Annotated in this window: 8 protein-coding genes; 3 read left to right on the forward strand and 5 right to left on the reverse strand. The window is 75.6% G+C overall.

Going from position 1 to position 13,873, the window contains the following annotated elements:
* Positions 1–127: 127 nt before the first annotated feature.
* The gene (locus AB0D01_RS12220) at positions 128–2,608 is read left to right on the forward strand and encodes a YfhO family protein (protein WP_363055039.1); all 2,481 of its coding nucleotides are present in this window, start codon (positions 128–130) and stop codon (positions 2,606–2,608) included.
* Here the strand turns inward: AB0D01_RS12220 and AB0D01_RS12225 are convergent.
* From AB0D01_RS12225 to AB0D01_RS12240, 4 genes are all read right to left on the reverse strand, one after another.
* On the reverse strand, positions 2,548–2,745 hold the full coding sequence (locus AB0D01_RS12225) for a hypothetical protein (protein ID WP_363055040.1): 198 nt from the start codon (positions 2,743–2,745) through the stop codon (positions 2,548–2,550). The genes AB0D01_RS12220 and AB0D01_RS12225 overlap by 61 nt on opposite strands.
* Positions 2,742–4,256: a serine/threonine-protein kinase gene (locus AB0D01_RS12230; protein WP_363055041.1), complete on the reverse strand. Its 1,515-nt coding sequence runs from the start codon at positions 4,254–4,256 to the stop codon at positions 2,742–2,744. The genes AB0D01_RS12225 and AB0D01_RS12230 overlap by 4 nt, the downstream gene beginning before the upstream one ends.
* A complete protein-coding gene (locus tag AB0D01_RS12235; protein ID WP_363055042.1) occupies positions 4,253–4,972 on the reverse strand; it encodes a hypothetical protein in 720 nt (239 codons plus the stop codon). The genes AB0D01_RS12230 and AB0D01_RS12235 overlap by 4 nt, the downstream gene beginning before the upstream one ends.
* A 177-nt stretch (positions 4,973–5,149) precedes the next feature.
* Positions 5,150–7,288, reverse strand: a complete 2,139-nt coding sequence (locus tag AB0D01_RS12240; RefSeq protein ID WP_363055043.1) for an N-6 DNA methylase — start codon at positions 7,286–7,288, stop codon at positions 5,150–5,152.
* A 175-nt stretch (positions 7,289–7,463) separates the two neighbouring features.
* Between AB0D01_RS12240 and AB0D01_RS12245 the strand changes: the two genes are divergently transcribed.
* Positions 7,464–8,210, forward strand: coding sequence for a hypothetical protein (locus AB0D01_RS12245; protein ID WP_363055044.1), 747 nt, complete (start codon positions 7,464–7,466; stop codon positions 8,208–8,210).
* A gap of 132 nt (positions 8,211–8,342) precedes the next feature.
* Here AB0D01_RS12245 and mfd read toward each other — a convergent pair whose 3' ends face one another.
* Entirely contained in the window at positions 8,343–11,879 is a 3,537-nt protein-coding gene (gene mfd, locus AB0D01_RS12250; RefSeq protein WP_363055045.1) for a transcription-repair coupling factor, read from the reverse strand.
* 473 nt (positions 11,880–12,352) lie between these two features.
* On the opposite strand from mfd, the gene AB0D01_RS12255 reads away from it, so the two are divergent.
* Positions 12,353–13,816, forward strand: a complete 1,464-nt coding sequence (locus tag AB0D01_RS12255) for a DUF2079 domain-containing protein (RefSeq protein WP_363055046.1) — start codon at positions 12,353–12,355, stop codon at positions 13,814–13,816.
* The last annotated feature ends 57 nt before the right edge of the window (positions 13,817–13,873 follow it).

Consider the following 13,873-nt stretch of genomic DNA (forward strand, 5'->3'; position numbering starts at 1 on the left):
TGATCGATGGTATGAGGTCAGGGTGGTACGGGCCACCGGTTCGACCAACGATTACGGGGGTGTTGGGGTGCGAGTTCACCCTCCGGCTACCGCCGGGCCCTCCGTTGCTGCGATGGTCGGGACCACCATGTCGACTTCGCAGCTCTCCCCGCACCACACCGCCCGAGGCGACGCGACCGCCCGACCCCCGCGCCCCGCCGGCCGCCCGGCCGCCCTCCTGGCCGGCGCCTCGGGCCCGGCCCTGGCCGCGCTGCTCGCGGCGGTCGCCGTCTGCGCCGGGGACGCGGTCGCGCGGGTGTTCCCGTACGGTCCGCGCCACCGCAGCGTCAACGACCTCGGCAACCAGTTCGTGCCCTTCCACGCGCACCTGTGGGACCTGCTGCACGGGCGGGCCGACGGCGGTCTCCTCTTCAACTGGCAGTCCGGCTTCGGCAGCTCCTTCCTGCCGGACTGGGGCACCTACCTGACGAGCCCCTTCGCCGTGCTCGTCGCCCTGTTCCCGCGCGAGGACATCGACCTCGCCGTGTACGTGGTCACCGTCCTCAAGATCGCCGTCGCCGCGGCCGTGATGGCCCGGCTGCTGCTGACCCAGCGGCGTGGGCCGCGGTGGGCGGCGGGGCTGCTGGCGGCCTCGTACGCGCTGTGCGGCTGGTCGGTGATCGAGGCGTCCTACAACCCGATGTGGCTGGACGGGTTGATCGCCTTCCCGCTGCTGTGCCTGACCGGCGAGTGGGCCCTGCGCGAGCGGCGGCCGGTGACGGGGGTGCTGGTGGTCGCCCTGTGCTGGACGGCGAACTTCTACACCGCCTACATGGCGACGCTGGGCGCCGCCCTGGTGCTGGTGGTACGGGTGGTGCTGACCCGCGACGGGTGGCGCGAGCGCGCCCGGGTGACGGCCCGGGGGGCGGTGACCTGCCTGCTGGGGATCGCCCTGGCGGCGCCGGTGCTGGTGCCGCTGTTCCTCAGCTCGAAGCAGGCCTACCCGGGGTGGTCGCGGGAGTTCGGACCGGTGCCGTGGGCCGACCTGTTCGCCCGGCTGATGCCGGCGACGTACTCCTTCAACTCCCCCGCCGTCTTCGTGGGGACGGGGACGCTGCTGCTGGTGGCCGCGCTGCCCTTCCACCGGGCGGCGCCGGCGCGGGTGCGGTGGTGGTGGGCCGGGCTCGTGGTGGCGGTGGCCCTGTCCTTGCAGTGGGCGCCGACCCACCTGGCCTGGCACGTCTTCGCCACCCCGAACGGCAGCGCGTACCGGCAGACCTTCGTCCTGGCCGGGATCGTGGTCATCGCCGCCTGGACGGGACTGGCCTGCGGCCCGCCGGCGCCGCGCGCCCTCGCGGGCGGCGCGGGCCTGCTCACCGCCGCCGCCCTGTGGTCGGCGGCGAGCCCCCTGGCCACCCCCTGGGGGACCGGTCTGTTCTGCGGCGGGCTGCTCCTGGCGGGCCTGGCCTGGTGGGCCCTCGTACGCCGCCGGCTGATCGCCCCGGCCGCCGCCGTGCTCGGCGTCGTCCTGGTGGCGCAGGCCGCCGCGACGACGGCCCACGGCCACCGGGGCAAACTGGCCGGACTGGACGACTACCCCGCGTGGGGCGCCGCCCACGGCGCGCGGGCCGCCGCGCTGGCGAGCGCCGACGGCTGGCCCGCGTACCGCACCGACGCCGGCCGGCCCGCCCTGTCGGGCAACGACCCGATGCTGCTGGGCGGACAGGGCGGCGCCTACTACAGCAGTCACACCCCGGACGTGTTCACGCGCACGATGGCCGCGCTCGGCGCGGGCTGGACCTCCCGGGGCCGCAACGTGCAGAGCCTCGACAACCCGGTGACGGACGCCCTGTTCGCGGTCGGGGCGCGGCTGCGGCCCGACGGCACGGTCGTGCGCGCGGACGCCCTGCCGCTGGTCACCGTCCGACCGGCCGGTCCCGTACCGGCCTTCGGGGACTCGCCCTTCGCCAACCAGGAGCTGCTGCTGGGCGCGCGGGTCTACGAGGAACCGGTCGCGCCCGGCGTCTGCCGGGCGGGGACGGAGGTCTTCCTGTGGGCCCCGGAGTACAACGCCACGGCCCGCCTCGCCGACGGCCGGCCCCAGCGCCTGAACGGCAACGCCCCCCGCAACCGGGCGGCGCTCCAGCCGATGGGGCGCTCGCGCGGACCGGCGTCGAGGCTGATCTTCGACCGGCCGGCGCCCGCGTCCTGGACGCTCGGCTGCCTGGACGCGGACCGGTTCGAGGCGGCGGTGGCGACCCTGCGCGCCTCCGCCGCCACGTCGGTGACCGTGTCGGACGCGGGCCTGCGGGCCACCCTCCCCGCCGGGGGCGCCCGCACGGCGGTGGTCTCCGTACCGGCCGTCGCCGGCTGGAGCTGTGACGGGCGGCCCGCCTCGGCGCACCTGGGCCTGCTCGCCGTGCCGCTGGAGGCCGGGGACACCGGCGTGAGCTGCTCGTTCCGGCCGCCGGGACTGGTCGCGGGCGGAACCGTGGCGGGTCTGGCGCTGCTGGCGGTGGCGGGGGCGGCCCTCACGCGCCGGCGGTCGCGGGAGCGGGACGCGCCCCGTCAGGCCTCGCCGTCGGTCGCGTCCGCCGGAGCGAGCGGGGCGACCACCGGGGCGACGTAGTGGTCCTCGGCGTCCGGGCCGCCGAACAGGGAACCCCCGAAAGCCTCGTACTTGCCCGCGCCCGAGCACCGGAGGTCACCCCGGAAGAGGGACAGGGCGTCGACCCAGGCGCGGGGGCGCGGGGGCCGGGCGCTCACCGCACCTGCCCCAGCCACTGGAGCGTGCGGCGCACCTCCACCGGCAGGGGGTGGCCCGGCCCGTGCAGCCGGTCCGCGTCGAACAGGAGGCGCACCAGGGTGTCGTGGGCCGCCGCCCGGTCGCCGAGGGAGAGCAGCAGGTGCGCCATCCGGCGGCGGACCTCCAGGGGCAGGCCCGGGTCCGGGTTGGCGTAGTGGTTCTCGAACAGCGGCAGCAGCGAGCGGTATTCCGCGAGGGCCGCGGCCGGCTCGCCGAGCTGCTCCAGGCACTGGGCGGCGTCGTAGCGGAAGCGCAGGGACTGCGGGTCGCCGGCGGGGAACTCGTCCGCGAGGCGCCGCAGTTCGGGCAGGGCCCGGCGGTACTGGCCGTCGTCCATGAGCGTGGCGGCGTACTGCTTGCGCAGGCTGCGCACCACCGGGGAGTGCTCCCCGTGCTCGGCGGCGGCGGCCGGCAGGATCCCGCCCAGGATGTCCACGGCCCGGGTCAACTGGCCCTGGTCCAGGAGCTTGCGGGCCTCGTCCACCGCGCCCGGGATGTCCGGGCGGGCCGGCGCCGGCGGCGCGGTCGGCCGGGGCGGGACGGCGGTGGCCCGGTCCGGCCAGGGGGCCTGCGGGCGCAGGAAGGGACGGGTCGGGTCGAGGGGGCCCGCGGGGAGGCGGGCGCCGCGGGCCGGCAGCAGCGGTTCGAGGGCCTCGTAGACCTCCTGCGCGGAGCCGGGGCGGTCCTGCGGGTCCTTGGCGAGCAGGCGCATCAGCAGCGCCTCCAGCTCCGGCGGGACGTCGGGGCGCGCGCCGCGGACGGGCTGCGGGGGCTCGTACAGGTGGCGGTGCAGGACGCCGAGGGCGGTGGAGCCGGCGAAGGGGACGTTTCCGCTGAGGAGTTCGTACAGCAGGACGCCGAGGGCGTACAGGTCGGTGTACGGGCCGACGGCTCCGCCCATGGCCTGCTCGGGCGCCATGTAGGCGGGGCTGCCGATCGGGGATCCGGTGCTGGTGAGGCGGGTGGTGTCGGTGTCCATGACGGAGGCGACGCCGAGGTCGAGCACCAGCACGGTGCCGTCGGGGCGGATCATCACGTTGCGGGGCTTCAGGTCGCGGTGCACGATCGGCACCGCGTGCACGGCCGACAGCACCGCGCACAGCTGCGCCACCACCGAGACCGCCCAGGGCCACGGGTAGGGGTCGTGCTCGGCGAGGTGGTCGGCCAGGTCGGAGCCCTCGACGTAGCCCATGACGAGGAACAGCTCGTCGCCGTCGCTGCCGGCGTCGTGGACGGTGACCAGGCCCGGGTGGTCGACCTGCGCGGTGACCCGGCACTCGCGCACGAAGCGGCGGCGCAGCTCCTCGGCGACGGTGCCGGGGCCGGCGACCTTGTCGGGGCGCAGCAGCTTGACGGCGACGCGGCGGTCGAGGCGCCGGTCGTAGGCCGTCCACACCTGGCCCATGCCGCCCTGGCCGAGGATGGTGGCGAGCTGGTAGCGCTCGCCGATGACGCGTTCGGGCTCGCTCACTGCTCGGGTCCGCGGGGCGTCGTGTCATGGGGGTCGCGGTACGGGCCGCCGGGTTGGGGCGGCTGCGGGGGCTGCGCCGGGGTCTGCTTGCGCAGCAGCTCGCTCAGCTCGTCGAGTTCGGCGCGGACCTGGCCCAGGCGCGGGGCGGGCGTGTGCTGCGGCGGGGCGGGCTGGGGCGGCGTGGGCCGCGGCGGGACGGGCGTGGGCGCGGAGGCCTGCGGGTAGCCGTAGGACGGGGCGCTTTGCTGGGGCGGCAGGGGCCGGTGCTGCGGGTGGGGCGCCTGCTGTGGCATCTGCCGGTGTCCGGCGTACGGGTCCTGCGGGGCGGGGTACCAGTGCGCGGGTGGCGCGAGGGCCGCGGCGGCCTTCGCCTCGTGGTGGCGGATGTCGCAGACGAGGTAGTAGGCGCAGACCACGAAGCCGGTGAGGATCGAGCCACCGGCGCCGACGTTGCCCTGCCAGCCGTTGGTCTCGGCCGTCGGGTCGAGCTCGATGAACACGATCCAGACGATGGACAGCAGTCCGCTGAGGACCAACAGCGCCCAGTCGCGGCCCCTGCGGGTGAGCAGCGCGAGTCGCAGCAGCGCGCCCCAGGCGAAGAAACCGCAGGTGAGCACCGGCAGAGCCGTGAACACCACGCGCAGCGTCATCGCGGCCCCGGACACGGGCCGGTGGCCGTAGGGGCCTTGCTGCGGCGGGAGGCCGGGGGCGTGCATCGCTGCTCCTGACGGGGCGTACGGAAGGGGTCGACGTCTGAGCGTATACAGCCTTTCCGGCCGTTCGTGAGGGGATGGACGCAACCGTTGCGAGGTCGCAGCACATCCCCGTCGCGAAGCCCACCGTGTCGGGGGCGGCCGGGGGCGGCCGGGGGCGGGGCGGGGGCGGGGCGGGGCTCAGTCGGGGGCGACCGAGCCGTCGGACAGGCCGTCGTAGAGCCCCTGGACGAGGCGCTCCCCCAGCCGTCCCGCCTGGCGCAGCGCGTCCTCGAACTCGGCGAGCGCGCGGAAGCGGTCGCCGTAGCGGCGTTGTTCGGCGGGGGCGAGGTGGGGCAGCCTCAGCCGGCGCACGTCGAGGCGGGTGGCGGTGGAGGCGTGGCTGCTGGCGCGGCGGGTGCCGGCGGTGCCGCGCAGGAACCCGGCGAGGAACCAGGGGTCGAGCGCGGCCGGGTCGGGGCGCAGCAGTTGGAGGTTGCGGCCGAGGACGGCGCCGGCGCCGCTCGCCGGGTCCGTGCCGACGACGCGGGCGGTGCCGGCCGCGCCGACGACGGGCACGACGACGTCGCCGGGCCGCACGACGACCGGCTCCTCGGTTCCGGGTCCGGACGCGGCGGTGGTGGTGGCGGAGGGCGGGCCGGCGAAGTGGACGTCGTGTTCGGTGAGCAGGGGCAGCGTTCCCTCGACGGAGGCGCTCGCGGTGCCGGTGCGCAGCAGGAGGACCCCGGCGCGGGCGAGTTCGCCGATGGTGGTCTGCGCGGCCTTGGGCGCGGTCTCGGCGGCGGGCGCGCCGGGCGGCGGGGTGAGGCGGGCCGCGCGGGTCAGGGTCTCGTCGAGCCGTTCGCGTACGGCGGCCAGTTCGGCGAGGCCGCCGGCGGCGCCGGGGGGCGGCAGGTGGCGGGCGGGGGTGAGGTCGACCTCGTCGTCCAGCAGCTCGACGACGGGCACGACGCGGCTGACTCCGGGCACCTCGGGCGCCGTTCCGGTGCGGTCGTACGCCGTCCAGGAGGTCAGTACCGCCTCGTGGACGGCGGGCCACGCGGCCCGCGCCTGCCCCGGGGCCTGCCCGGGGCCCTCGGGCACCAGGCCGGCGGTGTCCACGAGCAGCAGTCCGGCCGGGGCCGGGCCGGGGGCGGGCCGGCGCAGCACCCACAGCTGGAGCGGGATCCCGTACGGGGGCGCGGCCCCGGCGGGCAGGGAGACGACGGCCCGCAGCGCGCCCCGGCGCAGCAGGTCGGCCCGGATGCGGCGGCCGGAGCGGCGGGCGGCGACGGCGGGCGGCATGAGGAGCACGGCGGTGCCGCCCTCGCGCAGGTGGGCCAGGGCGTGCTGGATCCAGGCGAGTTCGGATTCGGTGCGGGCGGGCAGGCCGTACTCCCAGCGGGGGTCGTAGGCCAGTTCCTCGTGGCCCCAGCCCCGTTCGTTGAACGGGGGGTGGCACAGGACGGCGTCGACGGCCGCGCCGGCGAAGGTGTCGGCGCGCAGGCTGTCGGCGGCGGCGGCGCGGACCCGGGCGGATCCGTGCAGGGCCAGGCGCAGGGCGGCGAGGGCGGCCAGTTCGGGTGCGGAGTCCTCGACGTGGAGGGTGTCGGCCCCCTTCAGGGCGCGGAGCAGGCCGCCGGTGCCGCAGGCGGGGTCGAGGGCGGTGCGTACGCCGGGGCCGGCGAGGGCGGCCATCAGCTCGGCGCAGCCGTCGGGGGTGAGGGTGTACTGGCGGGGGTTGGCGTCGAGGTGGCGGCCGAGGAGGAACTCGAAGGCCTTGCGGGCGCCGTCGGCGCGGTGGCCGGCGGCGAGTTCGGCGGCGGCGCGCAGCAGGGGGACGGGGGTGGCGCCGGGGCGGGGGCCGAGGGTCGGGGGCCGGTCGGTGCCGAGGCGGTCGGTGAGCACCTCGGCGGTGGCGTCGGGCAGCAGGGCGGCCATGCGGGCGTCGGAGCCGGCGGCGAGCTCCAGCCACCGGGCGGGGCGGTCGCGTACGACGAGCAGGGCGGCGCCGACGTCGACGAGGGCGGCGACCGCGCCGCCGGGGTGGGAGGCGACCTGTTGCCAGAGCCGTTCGCGCAGGGGGACCTCGGCGAGTTTGCCCTGGGAGCGCAGCCAGTCCTCCACCTCGGACAGGGCGAAGGAGGGGCTGGTCTCGGTGCCGCCCACGGGTTTGGGGAAGTCGGGGTGCCTGCGCCGCCAGTTGCTGACGGCGGCCCGTCCGACGCCGGCCAGGCGGGCGATGCCCGCGGCGGTGACCTCGGCGGCCGGCTCGGGGGCGGTCTCGGCGGTGGGCCCGGGGTTGCCTGCGGCGTGGGGGGCCGCGCTGTCCTCCTGCATGGCCGGAGGATACCCGTACACACCCACGAGATCCCTTCACAGCGTGAATATGAGATTCCGCGTGAACACCGTTGACTCGGTTCACAAGCTCTGTTGTGATGAGCCCGTCAAACGGCGGCGAGCAGTCGCGGGACCCGGCCTGGGCCCCGCCCACGGCAGGAACAGGAGCACTCCCATGTCCCAGTCCCACACCCCGCGCACCGGTTGGATCGCCCGTCACAAGGTGCTCACGGGATGCGGCGCCGTCCTCACCCTCGTCCTGGTCGGGGCGTGCGGCGGCACGGACACCCCGAAGGACGGCAAGAGCACCGCCAAGGCAAAGCCGGCGGCCTCCTCCGCCCCGGCCGGCAAGCCCTCGACCGGGGCGCAGCCGAGCCAGGGCGGCCAGAGCTCCAAGCCGGCCGAGGAGAAGAAGAAGGCCGCCCTCAAGGGCGCAGGCACCTTCCAGGTGGGCTCGGACGTCAAGCCCGGCACCTACCGCACCACCGGCAACAAGGACCTGGGCTGTTACTGGGAGCGCCTGAAGGACGCCTCCGGCGAGGTCGAGTCGATCATCGCCAACGACAACGTGACGGGCGCGAGCTACGTGACCATCGCGGCGACCGACAAGCTCTTCAAGTCCAGCGGCTGCAAGGACTGGGAGGCCGTCGACCCCAAGGCCGCGGGCGGCTCCCCCAAGGCCGAGGCGGCGGGCGACGGCGGCATGTTCAAGGTCGGACTCGACCTCGCGCCCGGCACCTACAAGTCGACCGGCCCCGCCGAGGGCTCGACGGGCTGCTACTGGGAACGCTCCAAGGACGCCGCCCACACCGTCGACTCGATCATCGCCAACGAGAACCCGGAGGGCCCGGCGGTCGTCACCATCGCCGCCGGCGACGGCTACTTCAAGACCACGGGCTGCGCCCCCTGGAAGAAGTCCTGAACCACGGGAGAGCCACGTGTCGGGGCGTACGGCGGCGCGCCCCGGGGACCGGCCGCCGTACGCCCCGGGTCGGACCGGGTCCCGTTCGCCCCCCCCGGGGGGTCCGGAGCTCCGGGCCCCCCGGGGGTGCGGTTACGAGCCCAGGATCGTCGTCAGGAACTCGCCCGTCCACGCCAGCAGTTCGCGGCCGACCAGCGGCTTGCCGCCGACCCGGGCGGTCTTCGGGCGCGGGACCAGCACCTGCGAGGTGGCCGGCTTGAGCACCGTGCCCGGGTAGAGCCGCTTCAGGCGCAGCTCCTGCGACTCGCGCAACTCCACCGGTCCGAAGCGGATGTTGGGCCCCTGGAGGGTGATGTCCCCGACCCCGCAGGCGCGCGCGAGCATCCGCAGCCCCGCCACCAGCAGCAGGTTCTCCACCGGCTCCGGCAGCTTGCCGTAGCGGTCGGTGAGCTCCTCCCGTACGGCCTTGATGTCCGCCTCGGAGTTGGCCGCGGCGATGGACCGGTACGCCTGGAGGCGCAGCCGCTCGCCCGGCGCGTAGTCGTGCGGGACGTGCGCGTCGACCGGCAGCTCGATCTTCACCTCCAGCGGCGGCTCCTCCTCCACCCCGCCCTCCACGGCGGCCCGGTAGTCGGCCACGGCCTCGCCGACCATGCGGATGTACAGGTCGAAGCCGACGCCCGCGATGTGCCCGGACTGCTCGCCGCCGAGCAGGTTGCCCGCGCCGCGGATCTCCAGGTCCTTCATCGCCACGTACATGCCGGCGCCCATCTCGGTGTGCTGGGCGATCGTCGCGAGCCGCTCGTGCGCCGTCTCCGTCAGCGGCTTCTCCGGCGGGTACAGGAAGTACGCGTACCCGCGCTCGCGCCCGCGCCCGACACGGCCGCGCAGCTGGTGGAGCTGGGAGAGGCCGAAGTTGTCGCCGCGCTCCACGATCAGGGTGTTGGCGTTGGAGATGTCGATGCCCGACTCGACGATCGTGGTGGACACCAGCACGTCGAACTTCTTCTCCCAGAAGTCCACGACGACCTGCTCCAGGGCCTGTTCGGACATCTGGCCGTGCGCGGTCGCGATCCGCGCCTCCGGCACGATCTCGCGCAGCTTGGCGGCGGCCCGGTCGATCGACTCGACCCGGTTGTGGATGTAGAAGCACTGCCCCTCGCGCAGCAGTTCGCGGCGGATCGCGGCGCCGATCTGCTTCTCCTCGTAGGGGCCGACGAAGGTCAGCACCGGGTGGCGCTCCTCCGGCGGGGTGGTGATCGTCGACATCTCGCGGATGCCGGTCACCGCCATCTCCAGGGTGCGCGGGATCGGCGTCGCGGACATGGTCAGCACGTCGACGTTGGCGCGGAGCTTCTTCAGCTGCTCCTTGTGCTCGACGCCGAAGCGCTGTTCCTCGTCGACGATGACCAGGCCCAGGTCCTTGAACCTGGTCTCCTGGGAGAACAGCCGGTGCGTGCCGATGACCACGTCCACCGAGCCCTCCTTCAGCCCCTCCAGGGTGGCCTTGGACTCGGTGTCGGACTGGAAGCGCGACAGCGCCTTCACGTTGACCGGGAACTGGCTGTAGCGCTCGGAGAAGGTCCCGAAGTGCTGCTGCACCAGCAGGGTGGTCGGGACGAGGACGGCGACCTGCTTGCCGTCCTGGACGGCCTTGAAGGCGGCGCGGACCGCGATCTCCGTCTTTCCGTAGCCGACGTCGCCGCAGATCAGGCGGTCCATGGGGACGGACTTCTCCATGTCCTCCTTGACCTCGGCGATGGTGGTGAGCTGGTCGGGGGTCTCCGCGTACGGGAAGGCGTCCTCCAGCTCGCGCTGCCAGGGGGTGTCCGGGCCGAAGGTGTGGCCGGGGGCGGCCATGCGCGCGCTGTAGAGCTTGATGAGGTCGGCGGCGATCTCCTTGACGGCCTTCTTCGCCCGCGCCTTGGTCTTCGTCCAGTCGGCGCCGCCGAGCCGGTGCAGGGTCGGGGCCTCGCCGCCCACGTACTTGGTGACCTGCTCCAGCTGGTCGGTGGGGATGTAGAGGCGGTCGCCGGGCTGGCCGCGCTTGGCGGGGGCGTACTCGACGAGGAGGTACTCGCGGGTGGCGCCCTGCACGGTGCGCTGCACCATCTCGATGTAGCGGCCGACGCCGTGCTGCTCGTGGACGATGTGGTCGCCGACCTCCAGGGTGAGGGGGTCGATGGACTTGCGGCGCCGGGTCGGCATCCGGCCGAGGTCCTTGGTGGCCGTGCGCTGTCCGGTCAGGTCCGTCTCGGTGAGGACGGCCAGCCGCAGGGCCGGGTCGACGAAGCCGTTGTCGATCGAGCCGCAGGCGACGTGCACGATCGAGGGTTCCAGGGCGCCGAGGTCGGCCTCCAGGCGGGCGGCGATGCCCTCGCCGCCGAGGACCTCGACGGTACGGGCGGCCGGGCCGTGGCCCTCGGTCAGGTAGACGGTGTGCCAGCCGTCGGCGATCCAGCCCTTGGTGTCGGCGAGCGCGCGGGCGGTGTCGCCCCGGTAGGCCTCGGGGGCGCGCATGCCCAGCTTGAGGGTGTCCCCGCCGGCCAGGTCGGCCTCGTCGGCCGCGAACGGGGAGACCGACCACCACATCATGCCGAGCTCGCGGGCGTGTTCGCGGACGTCCGCGATCCCGCGCAGCGAGGCGGCGCCCACGTCGATGGGGGCCTCGCCACCACCGGCGGTGGCCGCCCAGGAGGCCATCAGGAACTCCTGGCTGGTGGCCACCAGGTCGGCGGCCCGGGTGCGGACCCGCTCCGGGTCGCAGACCACGGCCATCGACCGCGCGGGCAGGACGTCGATCAGCAGTTCCATGTCGTCGACGAGGACGGGCGCCAGCGACTCCATGCCCTCGACGGCGATCCCGTCGGCGATCTTGTGGAGCAGTTCGCCCAGCTCGGGGTGGGCCTCGGCCAGCGCGGCGGCCCGCTCGCGCACCTCGTCGGTCAGCAGCAGCTCACGGCAGGGCGGCGCCCACAGGCCGTGCTCGGCGATCTCCAGGGAGCGCTGGTCGGCGACCTTGAAGTAGCGGATCTCCTCGACCTCGTCGCCCCAGAACTCCACGCGCAGCGGGTGTTCCTCGGTGGGCGGGAACACGTCGAGGATGCCGCCGCGCACGGCGAACTCGCCGCGCTTCTCGACGAGCTCGACCCGGGAGTACGCCGCCGCCGCGAGCGCCCGCGTGACGTCGCCCAGGTCGACGCTCTCCCGCTGGCGCAGGCTCACCGGCACCAGGTCCCCGAGCCCCTTGACCTGCGGCTGGAGCACCGAGCGGATGGGGGCGACCACCACCGAGACGGGACCGGCCGCCGGGTCGTCCGGGCTCGGGTGCGTCAGCCGGCGCAGCACCGCGATGCGGCGGCCCACGGTGTCGCTGCGCGGGCTGAGCCGCTCGTGCGGCAGCGTCTCCCAGGACGGGTAGTCCACCACCTCGTCGGGGGGCAGCAGGGAACGCAGCGCGGCGGCGAGGTCCTCGGCCTCCCGTCCGGTGGCGGTGACGGCGAGGACGGTCCGCCCGGTCCGGGCGGCCAGCGCGGCGATCGCGAAGGGCCGCGCGGCGGGCGGGCCGACGAGGTCCACGTGCATGCGGTTGCCGTCCCCGGCCGCGGTGACCGCCTCGGCGAGGGCCGGGTCCCGGGTGACGGCGTCGAGCAGTCCGTGCAGGCTCATGAAGGGGGCTTTCCGTCCTGGAAGAGTGCGGAGGGGCAACGCGAAGGACCCGACACGTGGAACGGGCCGGGGGTTCCCACCCTACGACGCGGCCGGCGGGCGCGCGCGAAGGATTCCGACCCCCGACACGCCGGGCCGCCCGCCCCGCCGGTCGGGCCGGCGCGCGCGGCCGGGGCCGCGCCCCCGCGGGCGGGGAGCACCGGGGCGGGCACGGGGGCGCACGACCGGGCACGGGCCGAGGCACGGGGTCGGGGAACGGGTCGGGGCACGGGCCGAGGCACGGGCCGAGGCACAGGTCGCGGCGCAGGACGGCGCGCGGCCGGGCGGGGCCTCGGGCGGCCGGCGCCGACCGGCAAAAGCGGAGGGTGCGGCTCCAAAGCGGGCCGGGGGCGGGGGCTCGCACGGCCCGGGCCGGGGGTGGGCCCGGGGGCGGGTCCGGGGCCTCACCCGTTCGGGTGCGAAAATCCGTCCGTATGCCGATACCCCCCGGGACGCCCCCGATCCCCGAGGAGCCCGCCGCCGCCGAGGCCGCGGGCTCCTCGGCGTCCCGCGCGTCCCTCGCCGCGACCGGCCGCGCCCCGTACCGGCGACGGGCGGCCCGCCTGGCCCCGTACGCGCTGACGGTCCTGCTGTTCCTCGCGTACGCGACGCTCTCCCTGGCCCGCCACCGGCGGATGGAGGAGTACTCCTGGGACCTCGGGATCTTCGAGCAGGTGGTGCGCTCCTACGCCTGGCTGCGGGCGCCCGTGGCCGACCTGAAGGGGCCGGGCTTCAACATCCTCGGGGACCACTTCAGCCCGATCGTCGCCCTGATCGCCCCCTTCTACCGGCTCCACCCGAGCCCCGTCACCCTCCTCGTGGTGCAGGCGGCCCTGTTCGCGCTGTCCGCCCTGCCCGTCACCCGGGCCTCGATCCGCCTGCTCGGGCAGGCCCGGGGGCTCGCGCTCGGGGCGGCGTACGGGCTGTCCTGGGGGGTCCAGCGGGCCGTCGACTTCGACTTCCACGAGATCTGCTTCGCCGTGCCGCTGCTGGCCTTCGCCCTGGAGGCGCTCCTCGCGCGCCGCTGGCGGGCCGCGCTCGCCTGGGGGGCGCCGCTGCTGCTGGTCAAGGAGGACCTCGGGGTCACCCTGGCGGCGTTGGCCCTGGTGGTGGCCTGGCGGGCCCGGGCGGACGACCGCCGCGCCGCCCGACTGGCCGTGGCGGTGGCCGCGGCGGGCGTGCTGGTGGCCGCGCTGGTGTTCACCGTGGTGATCCCCTCCTTCGCCGGCGAGGGCTACGCCTACTGGGAGAAGCTCGACCGCCCCGGCGGCCCGCTGCGGGGGCTCGGCACGAAGATCGCCACGCTCGCCTGGGTGCTGCTGCCCACCAGCGGGTTGCTCGCGCTGCGCTCCCCGCTGCTGCTGGTCGCCGTGCCCACCCTCGGCTGGCGCTTCGTGTCGGGCGAGCCGCACTACTGGTCCACCGACTGGCACTACAGCGCCGTCCTGATGCCGGTCGTGGCCCTCGCCCTGGCCGACGCCCTCGACACCGTCCGCCGCGGCGGCCGGCCGTGGCTGCGCTCCTACGCCCTCCAGCTGCCCGCCGCCGTGCTCGCGGCCGCCCTCGCCCTGAGCGCCACCATCCTGCCGACGGCCCGGCTCGGGGAGCGGAGCCCGTACACGACGCCGGCCCGGGTGGCCGCCGTCGAGGAGCTGCTCACGGCGATCCCGGACGGGGCGTGGGTGGAGGCCGACAACGGGCCGCTCGGCCGGCTGACCTCGCGCTGCCGGGTGATGTGGATCGGTGACACCCGGGGGGTGCTGCCGGCGTACCTGACCTTCGACAACTCCGACGAATGGGCCGGCGACCCGGTCGAGTACGCGGCCCGGCTGCACCCCGGGGCCCGGTTCGCCCTGGTGGGCGAGGCGGGCGGCGTGGTGCTGCTCGCCCGCGTCTGACCGGCGCCGGCCCCGGGACGCGCACCGCCCCCGCACACGCGCACGCGCACGCCCCGC

The sequence above is a fragment of the Streptomyces sp. NPDC048606 genome, assembly GCF_040650855.1.
In the GTDB taxonomy this organism is placed as follows: Bacteria; Actinomycetota; Actinomycetes; order Streptomycetales; family Streptomycetaceae; genus Streptomyces.

Excerpts from the sequence above, each read along its gene's own strand:
- AB0D01_RS12220 (WP_363055039.1), top strand. The coding sequence starts at position 128 with ATGTCGACTTCGCAGCTCTCCCCGCACCACACCGCCCGAGGCGACGCG.
- AB0D01_RS12235 (WP_363055042.1), bottom strand. The coding sequence starts at position 4,972 with ATGCACGCCCCCGGCCTCCCGCCGCAGCAAGGCCCCTACGGCCACCGG.
- AB0D01_RS12240 (WP_363055043.1), bottom strand. The coding sequence starts at position 7,288 with ATGCAGGAGGACAGCGCGGCCCCCCACGCCGCAGGCAACCCCGGGCCC.
- AB0D01_RS12245 (WP_363055044.1), top strand. The coding sequence starts at position 7,464 with ATGTCCCAGTCCCACACCCCGCGCACCGGTTGGATCGCCCGTCACAAG.
- mfd (WP_363055045.1), bottom strand. The coding sequence starts at position 11,879 with ATGAGCCTGCACGGACTGCTCGACGCCGTCACCCGGGACCCGGCCCTC.
- AB0D01_RS12255 (WP_363055046.1), top strand. The coding sequence starts at position 12,353 with ATGCCGATACCCCCCGGGACGCCCCCGATCCCCGAGGAGCCCGCCGCC.